We start from the raw sequence: 18,436 nt of genomic DNA on the forward strand, positions 1-18,436 counted from the left end.
CAGGTCACGGGCATGTCAGGATCAGGTATGCCGCGACTGATGCTCTTGGACACTGCCTCTTTGTATTTCCGTGCCTTCTACGGCGTGCCAGATTCCATTCGCCGAGCCGATGGGACGCCTGTGAACGCAGTGCGGGGATTGATGGACATGATTGCCCGCCTCACTACCGACTACGAAGCCACGCACTTGGTGGCCTGTTGGGACAATGATTGGCGTCCGCAATGGCGCGTGGACCTCATCCCCAGCTACAAGCAGCACAGGGTGGCGGAGATTGTGCCCAACGGTCCGGATGTGGAGGTTGTTCCGGACCCTCTTGAGGCACAAATCCCGATGATCCGACACGTCCTGGACCTCGCCGGGATCGCCGTTGTGGGCGTCGACCAACACGAGGCCGACGACGTCATCGGAACCTACGCGAGCCACGCAACCATCTCGACGGACGTGGTCACCGGTGACCGGGACCTCTTCCAGCTTGTCGATGATGACCGAGAGGTCCGCGTCATTTACACAGCACGCGGTATGAAGAACCTGGAAGTTCTCACCGAAGTCGTCGTGGTGGGCAAGTACCGTGTCCTGCCCCAGCAGTACGCCGACTTCGCAACACTTCGCGGCGATGCCTCCGACGGCCTCCCCGGCGTCGCAGGCATCGGCGAAAAGACGGCTGCGTCGCTGCTTGCTGCCCATGGGTCGCTGGAGGGACTGCTTGAGGCTGCGGAAGCTCCCGACGGCGGTTTGTCGGCTACCGTGCAGGCCAGGCTGTCCGCGGCGGCTGACTATCTCAAGGTGGCGCCCGTCGTCGTGAATGTTGTGCGTGACTTGGACGTCCCGACACTTCAAGACGCTGGCGCTGAGCTGCGCCCCGTCACAGGAGACGCGCGGACAGAACTTGAGCAGTTGGCCACAGAATGGAACCTGGGTGGATCCGTCAAGAGACTGCTGGACGCTCTGGACCGTTTCCGATAGGGGCAATGTCCGATAGGAGCAACGTCCGATAGGGGCACCTCCGTTGGGTGCAACCCTCACAGGCTCCCGTTCACTTTCACAGCCGAATGACAGGTTCAGAACAGCCTGGACTGTGGTGGGACTCCCATCGTGTTAAGAGGACGGAACCATTGACCGTCCCTCAGACACAAGCCGTACCAACGGCTCATTGAGGAGAGGCATATGTCAAAAACCAAGAGAATCACACTGGGACTTGCGGCCGGAGCTCTGGCACTGGGGGCAGGATTGGGTGCAACCAGCATCGCTACAGCTGCCACCACACCATCGCCTAGTGCCACGTCATCTGCGGACGCCACCACGCCGTCAGATCGCGGTGGTAGGCCCGGCGGTCACGGACACGGGCGGGACGGCGGCCAGATCGCCGCGGAACTGGCCACAAAGCTCGGCGTGGACGAAGCCAAAGTCGCTGAAGCCTTGAAAGCGTTCCGTGAGGCGAACAAGCCCACCACGCCTCCTGCAGAAGGAACGGAAGGAACCAAGCCGGACCGCGCAGCACAGGACGCTGCCCTGGCGAAGTCGCTCGCCGAATCGCTGGCTGTTGACGAATCCAAGGTCACCACAGCCCTGGAAGAGATCCGGGCCGCAGGCCAGGCAGAACGTTCCGCCGCCCTGAAGACCAAGCTCGACAAAGCGGTCACTGACGGCAAGCTGACGCAAGCCGAAGCTGACGCAGTAACCAAAGCAGTCGAAGCCGGGGTTATCGGAGGAGGTGGCCGCTAACGTCACAGAGAAGGAGATCTCGGCCAAGGGGTCCCAGGATATGAACCGGACTCGGATATGAACTGGATTCGGATATGAACTGGACCCCGAAAGCAGGACTTGCCCAGTAGGCAGGGATACCAGGAAGCGAGGGCCTGGACACGGTATTGAGCCGTGCTCAGGCCCTTATTCTTTTACAAGATGCGGTCGTGGTGTCTGAGCGGACCTCAACCTGGCAGTTCCGCACTGGCGCATAAGAGGCAGCAAAGCTGTTTCGGTACTGGTGAACCTCCCTTTCCGACCCCGACGGAGACGGCATGTTGAACGAGGCCTCACACTAGTACGGCCGGCCCTTTGCTCTGGCCCCTGTAACGACGGGGCAGGGGCACGCACTGCGCGCGGAACCGGGTGGACCCGACGCCGAGTTTTGTCGGGCTGCGCCGCCAGCGCGGGTATGTACCAACGGGCGCGGAGCTGTGCAGTGACCGCCGGGGTGTGCAGCGCCGGATGTGTCGCCCAACGCCCGGTTCTGCCGACGGGCGCCGGGCTGCGACGCAGCGCGGGAATGTGTCCACGGGCGCGGGACTGTGTCGCTGGCGTGGGGCTGTTGTGGGTTGGGTTTATGTTCGTTGGGGTGTGTGGTGGTGGTTGCGTCGGGGTTTTTGGTAGGGGTCGATGTGGGGTGGGGGGATGAACCAGGGGGCGCCGGTTGTCATGACGATGCGCCATTGTTCTTTGTGGATGATGTGGTGGTGGTGGCTGCAGAGCAGGGTGCCGTTGTCTGTGCCTGTGGTGCCGCCGTGGGACCAGTAGGTGGTGTGGTGGGCTTCGCACCAGGGTGCGGGCATGGTGCAGTCGGGGAAGGTGCAGCCTTGGTCGCGGGCGGTGATGGCTTTGCGGATGTGGGGTGGGAAGATCCGGGTGGTGCGTCCGATGTCCAGGATTCGGGAGTCGCTGCCGAGTAGGGCGGGGATGATGTCGGCGTCGCAGGCGATTTTGCGGATGGTGGTGGGGTGGATCGGGCCCAGGAACGTCGCTGTGCCTGTGCTGGGCCGGTACCGCGAAGCGCCGGTGCCGGGTTGGTTGGGCGTGTTTGGCTGGTTCGGGGCCGTGGCTGAGCCGCTGGATTGGTCGGCTTGGCGGGTTGTTCTATTTTGGGCTGCGTGGCCGGGCCCGGTGAGCTGGGTGAAGAGGTCGCGGTGGTCGATGGTGACGGTGAGTTGGGGTCGGAGGCCGCCGTTGGAGGGCAGCTTGCCGGTGCTCATTGCGACACTGCAGGCACCGACGAGGCCGTCGAGGAGTTTCTGGGCCCTCGAACGCCGGTCCAGGTCCGGACCGTCAGCGGTGTCCTTACCAGCTGAGTCTGTGGAAGCCGGGCTGAAGACTGCTGATGCGTGCGTTGGTGATGCGTGCATGGGTGATGCGTGTGGTCCGTGACCGTGCGAGGTTTCGTTGGTTCGTCCGTGACCGGCACCGGTAATGGGGGAGCTGGCGGGTGCTGTGTCGGGTGGTGCGGTGGTGAGGCGTGGGTTGGTGGCGGTGTTCATGGTGGTGGTGAGGGTTTCGTATTGTTCGTCGGTGGCGAAGATTTCGATGTGGTGGAGTCCGTAGCGGCGTCGGCGGCGTAGGAACGCGCCTTGGTGTTGGCGGAGGATTTCTTCGGTGGGTTCGGGGCCGTCGTGGTCTATCAGGTCGGTCCAGCGTCGGGCCATCTTGGACACAAAGTCGGGATCGGATTCCACCGCGGTGGCGGTGAGGGCGTGTTCCATCCGGGTGAGCATTTCTTCATCGGCGAGGTGCCGGACTTTGTCCAGGGCGGTGCTGATGATCGACGCCGAGCGTGAGGACAGCTCTCCGGAGGCGAGGGCGTCGGCGAGGGCTTCGCGGCGGGCCGGGACGTCCTGCCCGGTCATCCCGGTTTGGGGGAGGGCATCGGCGGCGAGGGCGAGCCTGCGCCGGGCTTCACCGATACCGATCCGCAACCGGGCCCGAAGGAACTCTGCCGTGTTCCGGTACCCATCATCCAAGAAACTGCCAACCGGGGCGGTTCTTGTGTGGGCCGGTTCGGCGGGGCTAGCTCGTGTTGGGTCCGGTTCCGCCTGGCTAGCCCCCGCCGGGGCAGTTCCCCTTGAGACTGCGGCTGCGGGAACCGCCGAAGCCCCTGCCGGCTCGGTCCAACCCGTTCGCCATTCCGGCGCTGCCGCTGACGCCCCCGGCCGAGCTTGCAGAGCTTCCTTTCGGGTCCGTTCCACCGCCTGAGCAGCGACCACCTGCAAATACTCCACCGACCGCGAGATCTCCTCGACCCTGCCCGCGAAATCAGCCGCCTCAACGAATCCCAACAACCGCACCTCATCTGCCGCGGACAAGCGTGCGGAGTCAAGAAGCGCAGCGCCCTCGTCAAGGAGCGTAGAGAAGTCCGATCCCGAAACGGCAGTGGGTTCAGGAATCTGCCCGTGCTGGCGTTGAATCGGCCGATCAGAGTCCAGGCTGGAGTGGGCCCAGGCCTTCCGCCGTGGGTCGAGCGTCAAGGCCGTGTTGTCGACCTGTGCACGTGTGGTGGGGGCGGCGGTGGACTTCGAAATCCGGGCAAAGTTAGCCTCGCCGCTGAGATGCTGTGGGCTGTTGAGCCCGCCGGGAGCCTTGACCGGCGCAGTTCCGTGGAGTCGCCCAGCGTCCTTGTGCAGTCTGTCGCCGTACAGCCGACCAGTATCGTTGGCCATTCCAACGCCGTGGAAATGTTCGATCACCGTGATGTGCGCCGTCGAATCGGTACGCCCGGCCCTGATCAAGTGCGGCGTCCTCCCACTGCGCTGTGACCGCACCGCGGCCAGGGCAGCAACAGCAGGGGACGATTCCGCCCATGATGCCGTCGACTGCGCCAAGTTCTCCATGAATAAATCAAATCATTGGGGTCTGACATTTTTAGCGCAACGTTCAAAGACGGCCCCAACCGACAGAAAAAATCAGGCAGACGTCAGAGCAGCGAAAGCCATCTGTTCCAGGATGGGCCTGGCGGACTTCACAGCAATTTTCCTGCCGTGGTGGCGCACCGAGTGGGGTGTGGAATTGATCAATCCAAAGGCTGCGTGTGCCCGAACCCGGAGGCCGGCGACATCTGCGTCGGTGTGAATGCGGGCCAGGACGTCAACCCACGTTTCAACGTAACTGCGCTGGAGGGATCTGACTTCTGCTTGGTCGGCATCGCTGAGACTTCCGAAGTCCCGGTCCTGGACACGGATGACGTCTGGATTGCTGAGCGCGAAATCAACCTGGAACCGGATCAGGCCCTTCAGTGCGGACCGGGGATCGTCCGACTCCGATACCACCTGCAATCCGCCGTCCAGGAGGTCGCGGCTGACACTGAGGAGAAGTTCGCCAAGGACCGCTTGCTTGCCCGGAAAATGCCGGTAGACGGCGGGTCCACTGACTCCCGCTGCTGCTCCGAGGTCTTCAAGGGACACCCGGGTGAAGCCGTTCTCGGCAAACAGTCCGGCGGCTGCAGACAATAAGGCCAGCCTTCGGAGCTCCTTCGCCTGACCGCGTTGGGTGGCGGGGGTCCGAGTGCTGTTGATACTTGCTTCCTGACCTCCGGTCACGTTTTCCTCCTTGGCCAGTTCAGTCCCTGTACTTGCGGGACCTACTGTGCTGGACATCACAGTTAATAAAGACTAACCTAAATTTCAGTTACGTGGCACTAACCGAAATGGCCTGTGGCCGGGAATGGAACAGGGGTCAATGGAGACAATTTCCAGTCTGATGGGAACCGCGGGCGGCACCTTCGAAGCTAACCACGACGCGCAAGTGGCCTTGGTGGCCGAGCTGAAGGAGCGTCTGGCGACGGCGGCCCTCGGCGGCCCGGCAAAGTCCCGGGAGCGGCATATCGCCCGCGGGAAACTTCTACCGCGCGAACGGATCGACTACTTGCTTGATGACGGCAGTCCTTTCCTGGAGATCGCACCTTTGGCTGCCAACGGCATGTACAACGACGATTCCCCGGGTGCTGGGGTTATTGCGGGCATCGGCCTGGTCCATGGCCGCCATGTTCTGGTGATCTCCAATGACGCCACAGTCAAAGGCGGCACCTACTATCCCATGACCGTGAAAAAGCACCTCCGGGCCCAGGAAATTGCTCTGGAGAACAAGCTCCCGTGCATCTACCTCGTGGATTCAGGAGGGGCATTCCTGCCCAAGCAGGACGAAGTTTTCCCCGACCGGGAGCACTTTGGCCGGATCTTCTACAACCAGGCCAAAATGTCCGCGGCCAAGATCCCGCAGATCGCATCCGTCATGGGCTCGTGCACGGCAGGCGGCGCCTATGTTCCTGCAATGAGTGACGAGACGGTCATCGTGCGGAACCAGGGCACCATCTTCCTGGGTGGCCCGCCGCTGGTTAAGGCAGCCATCGGCGAGATCGTCACCGCAGAGGAACTTGGCGGCGGCGACGTCCATTCAAGGATTTCCGGGGTCACGGACCATTTGGCCGAAAACGACCAGCACGCGCTGGAAATTGTGCGGGACATCGTGGCGACGTTGCCGAAGCCGGCGCAGCCGGCCTGGGACGTATCCGACGTCGTCCTGCCGCCCGTCGTCGATCCTTCAGAGATCTACGGTGTGGTTCCCACGGACGTCAACGCCCAGTACGACGTCCGAGAAGTCATCGCCAGACTCGTGGATGGTTCCGAATTCCATGAGTTCAAGAGGAACTACGGCACCACGCTGGTGACCGGATTCGCGCACCTGCACGGCCACCCCGTGGGCATCGTTGCCAACAACGGCGTCCTCTTCAGCGAATCGTCCCTCAAAGGAGCCCACTTCATCGAGCTCTGCGATCAGCGCGGCATTCCGTTGATCTTCCTGCAGAACCTCTCCGGCTTCATGGTGGGTAAAGACGTCGAACAAGGCGGCATCGCCAAGAACGGCGCCAAAATGGTTACTGCTGTGGCTACGGCCCGCGTGCCCAAGCTGACAGTGGTCATAGGTGGTTCCTTCGGTGCGGGCAACTACTCCATGTGTGGCCGGGCTTACTCGCCACGGTTCCTCTGGATGTGGCCGGCCGCCCGTATCTCGGTCATGGGCGGAAACCAGGCCTCCAGCGTGCTGGCGACAGTCAAGAGGGATCAGTACGAAGCCGCCGGTGAGGAATGGTCCGCCGAGGACGAGGAAGCTTTCAAAGCTCCCATCAAGCAACAGTACGAGGATCAGGGAAGCCCCTACTACTCCACTGCGCGCCTATGGGACGACGGCATTATCGACCCCGCTGACACACGGCGAGTCCTGGGAATGGCCCTGGACGTCGTCTCCCGCCAACAACTGCCCGAGACCTCCTTCGGCCTCTTCAGGATGTGACCATGACTTTGCCAACTACAGCCCCAGCCCCGCCCCGCGCGCCACAACGAATCTTCAATGCTGTCCTCGTTGCCAACCGTGGTGAGATCGCCTGCCGCGTCATCCGGACCCTGAAGGAGATGGGCATCCGCTCCATCGCTGTGTACTCAGACGCGGACAAAGACGCCAAGCACGTGGCCCTCGCCGATACCGCCGTCGCCATCGGTGGCACGTCACCCGCGGAAAGCTACTTGAAGATCGACGCCATCCTCGACGCGTGCCGTAGGAGCGGGGCGGAGGCCGTGCACCCCGGGTATGGTTTCCTGTCCGAGAACGTGGAGTTCGCCAAGGCTCTGGATGCGGCGGGCATCACGTTCATCGGACCCGGTATCGGTGCCATCGAAGTGATGGGTGACAAGATCCGCTCCAAGAACCACGTGATGGCCTACGACGTTCCGTGCGTTCCCGGCATCGCCAAGCCCGGACTCACCGACCAGGATCTGCTTGAAGCAGCACCCGAAGTAGGCTTCCCGTTGCTGATCAAACCGTCCGCAGGTGGTGGCGGCAAAGGCATGCACGTGGTGGAAAGGCCGGAGGATATGGCCTCCACGCTCGTCACGGCCAGGCGCGTGGCAGCGTCCGCTTTCGGTGACGACACCCTCTTCCTGGAAAGACTCATCCGCGCACCCCGTCACATTGAGGTCCAGGTCCTGGCCGATAACCATGGCAACGTGATCCACCTCGGCGAGCGCGAGTGTTCTCTCCAACGCCGGCACCAGAAGGTCATTGAGGAAGCGCCGTCGGCCCTGTTCGGATCATTGCCGGACGGCGCGGAGGAGCGGGCCCGCATTGGCGAGGCGGCCTGCAATGCAGCGCGTTCGGTCAATTACAGCGGCGCGGGAACTGTCGAGTTCCTGGTGTCCGATGAGCACCCCGACGAGTTCTTCTTCATGGAGATGAACACCCGGCTTCAAGTGGAGCATCCCGTCACGGAGATGGTCACGGGCATCGACCTCGTTGAATGGCAGGTGCGGATCGCCGCCGGTGAGGTGCTCACCGTGGCGCAGTCCGACGTCGTGCTTAAAGGCCACGCCGTGGAGGCGCGTGTCTATGCCGAGGTGCCGGAGCGGAACTTCATGCCGTCCATGGGGCGGGTCGTGGCGCTCGCTGAGCAGGGCGCGGCGGATGCAACAGTGACCGGTCAGCAACGCGCCCACGCTAATGTGCGGATCGACTCTGCCATGCGGGACAACCTGGAAATCACTGGCGACTACGATCCCATGCTCGCCAAAGTCATCGCGTGGGGCGAGGACAGGGAAGCGGCGCTGGATACCCTCGACGCTGCCCTTGGCCGCTACACGCTGCTGGGCGTGGACACGAATGTGGAGTACCTGCGCCTGCTGATCAACGATCCGGACGTCCGGGCCGGGCGCCTCGACACCGGACTGATTGAGCGCAGGCTGCCGTCCATGGACTTCCGGCATGCTGGTCCCAGGGAATTGATCGCCGCCGCTCTTACTCTGTGGCTGGAGCGCACAGGATCGGCGCTCGCTGGTGACGCGTGGCGGACTCCCGATGCTTGGCGCGTCGGCGGCCGCGGCGCGTGGACTGCCACTTTCGGTGTTCCGGGGGGTGCAATCGCGACGGTGTCAATCACTGAGGAGGGCGGTACCGTCAGGGCTAGCGTCGACGGCGGGAGCCCGGTGGACGTCAGGGTGGCCGACCGCGGTGACAACAGGCTCGCGGTGGAGTTCGACGACGGTCCGGTCACCTTCGCGGTTGGCGTTGCGTCGGGCGGGCGCACCGGTGTGCACGAACTCTTTGTGGGCAACGACGGCTGGTCCTGCCGGCTCGAGGTCCTGAACCGGGCCGAGCGACTGCGGCGGATGCTCGCCGGGATCCAGCGCGAAGAAGGCGCGGCGGATCCGGAGGTGCGCTCACCCATGCCCGGGACGGTGGTCTCCGTGTCTGTAGCCGACGGAGACACCGTGGAGGAAGGCCAAGCCCTCCTTGCCGTGGAAGCGATGAAGATGGAGCACCAACTGGTGGCCTCCGTTGCTGGAACCGTCCACCTCACCAGCAAGACCGGGGATTTGGTCAAAGCCGACCAGGTGCTCGCCACCATTCACGTGGCCGACGCCGCTGACGCCACGGCCACCACAGACACGAACACAGACAAGGAAGTCCAGCCATGAGCACGTTTGACCTGAATGAGGAGTACCAGGACCTCAGCGATTCCGTCCGCGAGTTCGCCGACGAAGTTGTGGCACCGGTATCCGCCAAGCACGATGAGGAGCACAGCTTTCCCTACGAGGTTGTGAAGCAGATGGGGGAGATGGGCCTGTTTGGTCTGCCGTTCCCGGAAGAGTTTGGCGGGATGGGCGGAGACTACTTCGCCCTTGCCTTGGCATTGGAGCAGCTGGGACGTGTGGACCAGTCGGTGGCCATCACCCTCGAAGCCGGAGTCTCCCTGGGCGCCATGCCGGTGTTCCGTTTCGGCACGGAGGAACAGAAGCAAGAGTGGCTGCCACAGTTGGCGTCCGGACGTTCTCTGGCTGGTTTCGGCCTGACCGAGCGCGAAGCCGGTTCGGACGCCGGCGGTACCAAGACCAACGCCCACCTGGACAACGGCGAATGGGTCATCAACGGCAACAAGGAGTTCATCACTAACTCCGGTACGGACATCACCACGCTGGTCACCGTCACGGCAGTCACAGGAAAAAAAGAGAACGCCGACGGCAGCACCAAGAAGGAAATCTCCACCATTCTTGTCCCTACGGACACACCCGGTTTCCGGGCAGAGAAACCGTACAACAAGGTGGGTTGGAACGCATCGGATACTCACCCGCTCACCCTGGACAATGTCCGCGTCCCGGAAGTGAACCTTCTGGGCGAGCGCGGCCGGGGCTACGCGAACTTCCTTTCCATCCTGGACGAGGGCCGCATCGCGATCGCTGCGCTGGCCACCGGCGCTGCTCAAGGTTGCGTGGACTTGTCCGTGAAGTACGCCAAGGAACGCAGCGCGTTTGGGCATAACATCGGCAAGTACCAGGCCATCCAGTTCAAGATCGCCCGGATGCAGGCAAGGGCCCACACTGCACGTCTTGCGTACTACGACGCCGCTTCCAGGATGCTGGCCGGCAAGCCGTTCAAGACCGAAGCGGCCATCGCTAAGATGGTCGCAGGCGAGGCAGCCATGGACAACGCGCGGGACGCCACCCAGGTGTTCGGCGGCTATGGCTTCATCAACGAATTCACGGTGGCGCGCCATTACCGCGATTCCAAGATCCTTGAAATCGGGGAGGGCACCACCGAAGTCCAGTTGATGCTCATCGCCCGCGAGCTGGGTCTGTAACCGTAGGGGAAGGATCAAGGATGATTGACAAGGTTGTTGCCAGCGCCGCGGAAGCGGTGAAGGACATCCCGGACGGAGCCTCGCTGGCGGTGGGAGGTTTCGGTTTATGCGGCATCCCCGTTTCCCTGATCGACGCCCTGTACAGCCAAGGCACCACTGACCTTGAGACGGTCAGCAACAACTGCGGCGTGGACGACTGGGGCCTGGGCATCCTCCTAAAGGATGGTCGTATCCGGCGCACCATCAGCTCCTACGTCGGCGAGAACAAGGAATTTGCCCGGCAGTACTTGGCGGGCGAGCTGGAAGTAGTCCTCACCCCGCAGGGCACCCTGGCTGAGAAGCTCCGCGCCGGTGGTGCCGGCATTCCTGCGTTCTACACCAAAGCAGGTGTGGGAACCCAAGTGTCCGAGGGCGGCCTCCCGCAGAAGTACGACGCCGAGGGGAACGTTGCGCTCGCCTCCTCGCCCAAGGAGGTACGCACCTTCAATGACGCGGACTACGTGCTGGAAGAGTCCCTGACACCGGACTTCGGCCTGGTCCATGCCTGGAAGGGCGACCGGCACGGGAACCTGGTTTTCCACGCGACGGCCATGAACTTCAACCCACTCTGCGCCATGGCGGCAAGGACCACCATTGCCGAAGTGGAGGAGTTGGTGGAACCCGGCGAGCTGGACCCGGAGCATATCCATACGCCGGGGATTTTCGTCCAACGGGTGGTGGTGGCCACCACGAGCGAGAAGCGCATAGAAAAGCGGACGGTGGCCCTGGCCCCAAATACCGGGCCCAGCCAGTCAGCACCAGGCCAGTCAGCACCAGACCAGTCCGGAACAGCCCAGTCAGGAGCGGAACGATGACCGACAACACGTACCAGGACATCCCACCCCGTCCCGAAGCCGTCCGGCACGAGTACCGCCGCGCCAACGTCGAACATCACGAAGCCAAAGGCTGGACCCGCAACGAACTGGCCGCCCGGGTGGCCAAGGAACTCACCAACGGGCAGTACGTGAACTTGGGCATCGGGATGCCCACGCTGATCCCCAACTACATTCCGGAGGGCGTGGAGGTCATCCTTCACTCGGAGAACGGGATCCTGGGCGTGGGTCCATACCCGGCTGAGGAAAACATTGATCCGGACCTCATCAACGCGGGCAAGGAAACGGTCACCACCAATGCCGGGGCTGCATTCTTTGATTCGGCGGCGTCCTTCGGCATGATCCGTGGCGGGCACGTGGACGTAGCAGTTTTGGGTGCCATGGAGGTTGCCGCGAACGGTGACCTGGCCAATTGGATGATTCCCGGCAAGATGGTCAAGGGCATGGGAGGGGCAATGGACCTGGTGTTCGGTGCCAAGAAAGTCATTGTCATGATGGAACACGTGGACCGCAACGGCAGGCCGAAGATCGTCCAGGACTGCACGCTCCCGCTCACAGGAAAAGGTTGCGTGGACCGGATCATCACGGATTTGGCGGTGATCGATGTGGTCAAGGACGAAGGTGATCCGCGTTTGGTTCTCCGCGAACTGGCCCCCAACGTCACCCTTGAGGACGTCTTGGCCGCTACCGGCGCCGAGCTGTTCGAAGAAGACCAGGAGCTCACTGTATGACGCGGGTGGTGGAGCAGCGCGGGCTCTATTTCGACGAGCTCGAAGAGGACGTGATTTACGCGCACAAGCCTGGCCGCACTGTCACCGAAACGGACAATGTCCTCTTCACCACCCTGACCATGAACACGCAGGCACTGCATCTGGACTCCGCTTGGAGTTCCGGCCAGCCGTTCGGGCAGAGGCTCATGAACTCAATGTTTACTCTGTCCACCATGGTGGGGCAGTCGGTGACACAACTGACGCAGGGCACTATCGTCGCGCAGCTGGGGCTGACGGATGTCACGTTTCCGCATCCGCTGTTTCATGGCGATACCTTGTACACGGAAACAGTGATTACGGGGAAACGGTTGTCGTCTTCGCGGCCCGGTCAAGGCGTGGTGACCATGCAACACACCGGCCGAAACCAGGATGGGGCAGTGGTGGCTTTGGCAACCCGGACCTGCCTGATGTGGACCAAGGAAGCTCACGCCGCGCAGTCATAGTTCTCCGTTCGTGTCAGCACATCAGCAGCAAGGAATCCGCATGCCCTCCACCGACTCGTCAAACACGGCGGTTCTCCCGTTCACCATGGGACCGGCCCTCCTGTTCTGCCCTGCCGACAGGCCTGAGCGCTTCGGGAAGGCTGCTGATCGGTCCGACGCCGTCATCCTTGACCTCGAGGACGCTGTGGCTCCTGCGGACAAGCCGGGCGCCCGCGACGCGATCCTTGAACTGGCGGGTTCAGGGCAGTCCGGCACCGGCGGTCTTGAGCCAAGCCGCACTATTGTTCGGGTGAATCCTGTGGGGACTCCGGAGTTCGAGCTCGACCTGCAGGCCCTGGCCCAGACGCCCTACCGCACGGTCATGTTGGCCAAGGCGGAGAGCGCGGAGCAGCTGAGGGCCTTGGCTGGCTATCAGGTGATCGCGCTGTGTGAAACCGCGTCAGGCATCGTCAACGCGGCTTCGATCGCCGCCGAGCCGAACGTCGTGGCTCTGATGTGGGGAGCCGAGGACCTGCTGGCCTCCCTCGGTGGCCTTTCCAGCAGGAACGACGACGGCGGGTACCGGGCTGTCGCTCTTCACTCGCGGTCCGCTGTCCTGCTTGCCGTCAAGGCTGCGGGTAAGGAAGCCATCGATTCCGTGTACGTAAATATCCCGGACCTTGACGGTTTGTCCGCTGAGTCCCGGGATGCCGTGGCCAGTGGCTTCGGAGCGAAAGCCTGCATCCACCCGAACCAGGTAGCCGTGGTCCGGGAGGCCTACGCTCCCACCGACGAAGCCGTAGCCCAAGCCAAAGAACTCCTGGAAGCGGCAGCCGCGGCAGGCACTGGTGTGTTCCAGTTCAAGGGGAAGATGATCGATGGCCCCATCCTCAAGCACGCCGAAGCGACCCTCCGCCGCGCAAAGCACTAACGACGAATCCGGCCTCTGATCGTCCCACGCACCGTAGAACGGCGAAGTGAGCGAACAGTGACCGGATTCGTTGGGGTGACCGGATTCGTTGGGGCGGCCGGAGCGCTAGGCGCGTACCGGCGTCGAGAGTTCCTTCTGTTTGACCAGTTCCGTCAGTTCCACCACAGCGGGCCGCGAGGCCGTGCTCTTGATGGCGACCGCTTGCCCACTCTTGGCTGATTCCAGCACTGATTCCATAACGTCCAAGGCATGGAAGGCCAACTGACCGCCGGCACGTGGTTCCTGGCCGGACGGTGTGTTGGCGAGGTCGGCGATGCCGAAGCCACGTCCCGAGTCCACATAACCAGCTGAGACGGGCAGTGTTTCCCAATCCTCGGCACCAAGCGCGAACAGCTGCACATCGCCGTCGAAATGATTGGGGTCAGGGACGATCAGCGAGCCCGTCTCGCCGTGGATCTCAATGTTGGGGCTCTTCGTCCGTACTGCGTCGAAGCTCATGAACAGGGTGGACAAGGCACCGGACTCATGGACCAGAACCCCGGTGACATGTGAGTCGATATCCACCGGGACCACCTGTCCCTCACGAGGGCCCGAACCAATGGTGCGTTCGCTTCGCGTGTGGCTGGCAGCACCCACCACTGACACCACAGGACCGAGCAGTGTGACCAGCGCCGAGACGTAGTAGGGGCCCATGTCCAGCAGTGGTCCGCCGCCGGGCTGATAGTAGAAATCGGGGTTCGGGTGCCAGCGTTCGTGGCCTGGCGTGGCCATGGTGGCTGTTGCCGAAATCGGCGCTCCGATTAGTCCATCGTCGATCGCCTTGCGGGCTGTCTGGATTCCGGTTCCCAGCACGGTGTCCGGTGCGCAGCCAACCACAACCCCCGCCGCCGCGGCCGCAGCCAGTACTTCCTGCGCCTCAGCGGTGGTGGCAGCCAGTGGCTTTTCGCCGTACACGGATTTTCCGGCTGCGATGGCTCGTAGCGCGATGTCGGCATGAGCGGCAGGGATGGTGAGGTTGAGGACGAGGTCCACATCATCGGCTGCCAGGAGCCCGTCCACTGTTAGTGCCCGGACACCATCGTAGGAGTCGGCCACGGCCTGCGCCCGCGCCGGGTCAAGGTCCGCGACGGCTACCAGGCTGAGGGAATCGAGCCGACGGAAGTTGCTCAAGTACTGGGCAATGATGGCGCCACAGCCGATGACTCCGACGTTTAGCGGCTTGGCAGGGGTTATCGAGACGCCCACAGCATGCCCCTTTCAATGATGGTACGGACGTTGCTGTCCTGGAGGATTTCCACGCGGTGGCCGGGGGTGCAGACGAAGATTTTGCCTTTGCCCCATTGGCGGGTCCAGATGGCCGGCGAGGTCACTTCGCGGTTCCACGGGTCCCATGCGCGGACTTTTTGGGTAGTGGTGGCCAGGACGTCGATGTAGTCATCGGACAAGACCCAGTACTGTTCGGTGACGAGGTCGAAGTCAGCGATTCCCTGGGTGATGGGGTGTTCGGAAGCCGCGGGAAGCATGTTGACGGTGTAGGGGACGTAGTTGTCCGATTGTTCACCGATCAGCTCGTCGGCATGCTTGCCCGGGTGGCAGGCGAACTGGCCGCCGATCAGGTGCAGGTAGTCCGAGTTGTTGCGGTAGGAATCAGCGATGCCGCCGTGCCAGCCAGCCAAGCCGGTACCGTTTTCAACAGCAGAGCGCAGGCCCTCGAATTCATCTTTTTCGATGGTGGTCATGGTCATGCATTGCACGATCAGGTCCACGCCGGACATGTAATCGGGGTCTGCGTAGATCTTGGGGGATTCCTCCACCCGGACGTCGTAGCCGTTGTCCTTCAAGAATGGGATGAACAGCTCTGTGGCTTCCACCGGCTGGTGTCCGTCCCATCCGCCGCGGACCACCAGCGCTGTCTTGTTGTTGCTTGTCATGGTTTCCTTCGTATCGGGCGTATTCATATGGCTCACACGTTCTGCCAGCGGCTTGCGTTCTCTGCGCTCGCCTCGACGGCGGCCAGCACTTTTTGCACCTGCAAAGCGTCATCGAACGACGGCGTAGGCTGCTCGTCTGCGTCGATGGCAGTGACGAGGTCAACCACCTGGTGCGTAAAGCCGTGCTCGTAGCCGAGGCCGTGGCCGGTGGGCCACCAGTTGGCGGTGTAGGGGTGGGACGGTTCGGTGACCATGATCTTGCGGAAGCCTGCATCCGGTTCCAGTGCGGAATCGTAGAACTGGAGGGAGTTCATGTCTTCGAAGTCAAAGGCGAGTGAGCCCTTGGTGCCGTTCAGTTCCAGGCGCATGGCGTTCTTGCGTCCCAGGGCGAAACGGGTTGCTTCGAAGATGCCGATGGGCCCGGCGGCGGTGCGGCCACTCGAGTTGGCGTCAGCGCCGCCGTCGTGCTTGGCCTGAAAACGGGCGGTGAACAGCGCAGCGTCATCAACCGTGACCGGACCCCGCGGCCCATCTGTGCCGCCATGACCACCCAGGCCCACAAAGTCGCCGCCTGCCGGGCGTTCCTTCACGAACGTCTCCAACAGGGCGGAGACCCCGGTGATGTTCAGTCCGGTGATCCATTGCGCGGCATCGATGCTGTGCGCGCCGATGTCCCCAAGTGAACCGGACCCGGACTTGGACTTGTCCAGTCGCCAGGTCAGTGGAGCGTCAGCGTCACTGAGCCAGTCCTGAAGGTACTGTGCGCGGACGTGCCGGATCTCGCCCAGGCGGCCGTCGTCCACCATTCGCCTGGCCAGTGCCAAGGCAGGGGTGCGCCGATAACTGAAGCCACACATGGATAACACGCCGCGTTCGGCCGCGGCACGGGCCACCTGTGTCATTTTTTCGGCTTCTTCCACCGAGTTGGCCAAGGGCTTCTCGCAGAGGACATGCTTGCCGGCCTCGAGCGCTGCGATCGCTATCTCCGCGTGGGTGTTGCCGGGGGTGCAGATGTCGATGAGGTCGATGTCGTCGCGCTCAATGAGGCGGCGCCAATCAGTCTCGATGGATGCCCAGCCGTATTTACTGGCTGCTGCCCGCACGCCTTCCTCGTTCCTGCCCGCCACGGCGGTCAGTTCAGGAATAAGGGGTAGGTCAAAAAATCGTGGCGCGGTACGCCAGGCGTGGGAGTGGGCGGCGCCCATGAAGGCATACCCCACCATGCCCACGCGCAGGGGTCGAGTCTCTGTCAACGGAAGTCCTTTCTGGTTGGTTCGTAGCCGGTTACTTGCTGAAACCTGCGGTGAGGCCACTGAGCAACTGCCGGCGCGCCACCACGTAGATCACCAGCAACGGAAGCGTTGCCAGTACCACGGAGGCGAGCACCGCCGGGATGTTGACGCTGAATTCACCCTGGAAGGTCCACAGCGACAACGGCAGAACCCTGGTGTCCGGACTTTGCGTGAGGATCAGCGGGAACAGGAATCCGTTCCACACATGGAGTGCGTTGTAGATACCAACCGTGATGACAGCGGGCTTGGTCATGGGCAACGCCAGTCGCCACATCATGGCCCAGTCAGAACAGCCGTCCAGTCGCATCGACTCAAAAAGCTCGTTGGGAACATCCCGCATGAAGTTGGAGAGAATGAGCACCGATACGGGGATCGCGAACGCTATGGAGGGCAGGATCAGTGCCAACAAGGTGTCGTACATGTGGGCCTTGGTGATCATCCAGTAGATGGGGATGATGGTTGCGTGCAGCGGAATGGCCAGGCCCAGGAGGAAGAGATTGTTGGTCCAGCTCAGGAACCGGCCCTTGCCGCGCACAATGGCGTAAGCAGCCATAAAGGCAACGAACAGCGCCGGAACAACACTGCCCACGGTGACGATGAGGCTGTTGGTGAAGTACTTTGCGAAGTCGTTCTCCAGGACAAGCTTGTAGTTGTCCAAGGTTGGCTCTACCGGTGGCAGCATCGGGTTGGACGTGAAGAATCCCGCCTGGTTCTTCAAACTGGTGATCACCACGTAGTACACGGGCACAATGATGACGGCCAGCCAGAGCCAGCCGCCCAGGCCGCCCAGGAAGTTTGGCCGCGAACGGCCAATTTTTGGGTGCCGACGGCGGGTGGTCACCTTTTCGGGGACCGCTGCCGGGGCTGTGGGGAGTTGGGTGGTGGAAGCCATTACGCACCTTCCAGTTGGCTGGCGTTGCGGTTCTTGCCGCCGAGTCGTTGCAGGAGCAGTGCCAGGGCCAGGCCGATAACAACGAGGATGACTCCCAAGGCGCTCGCCGCTCCCATGTCGTTCGCTTTGAAGCCGGTGAGGTACATGTGCAGCGGCAGGAGCCTGGTGGAGTAACCGGGCCCACCGGCTGTCAGCACGAAGACCAAGTCGAAGTAGGCCAGGGAACCCACCACCATGAGCGTGGAGGACGTGATCATGGTGTACTTCAGCTGCGGCAACGTGATGTTGAAGAACTGCTGGACACGGCCGGCGCCGTCAATTTGCGCAGCTTCGTACAGTGAAGCGGGAATCTGTCGCACGCCGCCTTGGTAGATCAGGGTGTGGAAGGGCACGAACTGCCAGGCGATCACGAAAACCACTACGAACAGCACCAGATCAGAGTTGCCCAGCCAGTCCTGGGCAAGGAAGGGCAGGCCCAGACCGGGGCCGAGGCCGAAGTTGGGGTCCAGCAGCGCTTTGAAAGCGATGGCTACGGCTGCCGAAGAGAGCAGCAGCGGCACGAAGTACAGGACGGCCAGTGCGGCGCGATACTTCTGGCTTGCTGCTGTGAAGACGCCGAGCAGCAAACTGATGGGTGCCTGGACTATGAAGGAGAAAAACATGATCTTGGCCGTCACCAGCAACGCGTTGCCCGTCACAGGATCGGCCAGGACGGTGTTCCAGCTGGACAGTCCGTCCAGTTTGATGTCGCCCAGGCCGTCCCAGCGGGTGAAGCTTAGGAACAGTACTCCCAGAAGCGGGAGGATGGCGAAGAGCATGAAGAAGGCGAGCGCGGGGACGGCGAGCCACCCCGACGGACCCTTTTCAAGCGTCCGTCGGGTACCCGGGGTGCCTCCTGCGACTAACTCCCGTGGTGGAGTGGTGGTAGTTGCGGACACCGTA

General features: G+C 62.6%; 16 protein-coding genes. 9 read left to right on the top strand and 7 right to left on the bottom strand.

Annotated elements, in window-relative coordinates; genetic code table 11:
• Positions 1-12 precede the first annotated feature (12 nt).
• Complete coding sequence (locus MOD31_RS03715) at positions 13-963, top strand: 5'-3' exonuclease H3TH domain-containing protein (protein ID WP_374206967.1); 951 nt, start codon at positions 13-15, stop codon at positions 961-963.
• A gap of 201 nt (positions 964-1,164) precedes the next feature.
• Positions 1,165-1,722 carry a hypothetical protein gene (locus MOD31_RS03720; protein ID WP_166842127.1) on the top strand — a complete coding sequence of 186 codons (558 nt, stop codon included), beginning with the start codon at positions 1,165-1,167 and terminating at the stop codon, positions 1,720-1,722.
• 599 nt (positions 1,723-2,321) lie between these two features.
• On the opposite strand, the gene MOD31_RS03725 is transcribed toward MOD31_RS03720, so the two are convergent.
• Positions 2,322-4,595: an HNH endonuclease signature motif containing protein gene (locus MOD31_RS03725; RefSeq protein WP_250819880.1), complete on the bottom strand. Its 2,274-nt coding sequence runs from the start codon at positions 4,593-4,595 to the stop codon at positions 2,322-2,324.
• 72 nt (positions 4,596-4,667) lie between these two features.
• Entirely contained in the window at positions 4,668-5,357 is a 690-nt protein-coding gene (locus MOD31_RS03730) for a TetR/AcrR family transcriptional regulator (protein WP_238703452.1), read from the bottom strand.
• A gap of 82 nt (positions 5,358-5,439) precedes the next feature.
• Between MOD31_RS03730 and MOD31_RS03735 the strand changes: the two genes are divergently transcribed.
• The 7 genes from MOD31_RS03735 to MOD31_RS03765 are packed head-to-tail and all read left to right on the top strand — an operon-like array spanning position 5,440 to position 13,379.
• A complete protein-coding gene (locus MOD31_RS03735) occupies positions 5,440-7,050 on the top strand; it encodes a carboxyl transferase domain-containing protein (RefSeq protein ID WP_250819881.1) in 1,611 nt (536 codons plus the stop codon).
• A gap of 2 nt (positions 7,051-7,052) precedes the next feature.
• A complete protein-coding gene (locus MOD31_RS03740; RefSeq protein WP_250819882.1) occupies positions 7,053-9,224 on the top strand; it encodes a biotin carboxylase N-terminal domain-containing protein in 2,172 nt (723 codons plus the stop codon).
• Positions 9,221-10,384, top strand: coding sequence for an acyl-CoA dehydrogenase family protein (locus MOD31_RS03745; protein WP_142939687.1), 1,164 nt, complete (start codon positions 9,221-9,223; stop codon positions 10,382-10,384). The genes MOD31_RS03740 and MOD31_RS03745 overlap by 4 nt, the downstream gene beginning before the upstream one ends.
• A 20-nt stretch (positions 10,385-10,404) precedes the next feature.
• Complete coding sequence (locus tag MOD31_RS03750; RefSeq protein WP_250819883.1) at positions 10,405-11,238, top strand: CoA transferase subunit A; 834 nt, start codon at positions 10,405-10,407, stop codon at positions 11,236-11,238.
• The gene (locus tag MOD31_RS03755) at positions 11,235-11,987 is read left to right on the top strand and encodes a CoA transferase subunit B (RefSeq protein WP_250819884.1); all 753 of its coding nucleotides are present in this window, start codon (positions 11,235-11,237) and stop codon (positions 11,985-11,987) included. The genes MOD31_RS03750 and MOD31_RS03755 overlap by 4 nt, the downstream gene beginning before the upstream one ends.
• Positions 11,984-12,469: a MaoC family dehydratase gene (locus MOD31_RS03760; protein WP_223942201.1), complete on the top strand. Its 486-nt coding sequence runs from the start codon at positions 11,984-11,986 to the stop codon at positions 12,467-12,469. Before MOD31_RS03755 ends, MOD31_RS03760 begins: the two co-directional genes overlap by 4 nt.
• A gap of 40 nt (positions 12,470-12,509) precedes the next feature.
• The gene (locus MOD31_RS03765; RefSeq protein WP_250819885.1) at positions 12,510-13,379 is read left to right on the top strand and encodes a CoA ester lyase; all 870 of its coding nucleotides are present in this window, start codon (positions 12,510-12,512) and stop codon (positions 13,377-13,379) included.
• A 105-nt stretch (positions 13,380-13,484) separates the two neighbouring features.
• Here the strand turns inward: MOD31_RS03765 and MOD31_RS03770 are convergent, their stop codons facing one another.
• From MOD31_RS03770 to MOD31_RS03790, 5 genes are read right to left on the bottom strand one after another with little or no spacing between them, the layout of a single operon-like run.
• Positions 13,485-14,624 carry a Gfo/Idh/MocA family protein gene (locus tag MOD31_RS03770; RefSeq protein ID WP_142939682.1) on the bottom strand — a complete coding sequence of 380 codons (1,140 nt, stop codon included), beginning with the start codon at positions 14,622-14,624 and terminating at the stop codon, positions 13,485-13,487.
• Positions 14,609-15,310 carry a ThuA domain-containing protein gene (locus MOD31_RS03775; RefSeq protein ID WP_250819886.1) on the bottom strand — a complete coding sequence of 234 codons (702 nt, stop codon included), beginning with the start codon at positions 15,308-15,310 and terminating at the stop codon, positions 14,609-14,611. The genes MOD31_RS03770 and MOD31_RS03775 overlap by 16 nt, the downstream gene beginning before the upstream one ends.
• Before the next feature lie 32 nt (positions 15,311-15,342).
• Positions 15,343-16,563 (bottom strand): Gfo/Idh/MocA family protein, encoded by a 1,221-nt coding sequence (locus MOD31_RS03780; protein WP_250819887.1) that lies wholly within the window; start codon positions 16,561-16,563, stop codon positions 15,343-15,345.
• Positions 16,564-16,594: 31 nt separating this feature from the next.
• Complete coding sequence (locus tag MOD31_RS03785; protein WP_250819888.1) at positions 16,595-17,494, bottom strand: carbohydrate ABC transporter permease; 900 nt, start codon at positions 17,492-17,494, stop codon at positions 16,595-16,597.
• Positions 17,494-18,432 carry a carbohydrate ABC transporter permease gene (locus MOD31_RS03790; RefSeq protein WP_223942207.1) on the bottom strand — a complete coding sequence of 313 codons (939 nt, stop codon included), beginning with the start codon at positions 18,430-18,432 and terminating at the stop codon, positions 17,494-17,496. Before MOD31_RS03790 ends, MOD31_RS03785 begins: the two co-directional genes overlap by 1 nt.
• Positions 18,433-18,436 lie beyond the last annotated feature (4 nt).

Source organism: Paenarthrobacter sp. TYUT067, from assembly GCF_023656375.1.
In the GTDB taxonomy this organism is placed as follows: domain Bacteria; phylum Actinomycetota; class Actinomycetes; order Actinomycetales; family Micrococcaceae; genus Arthrobacter.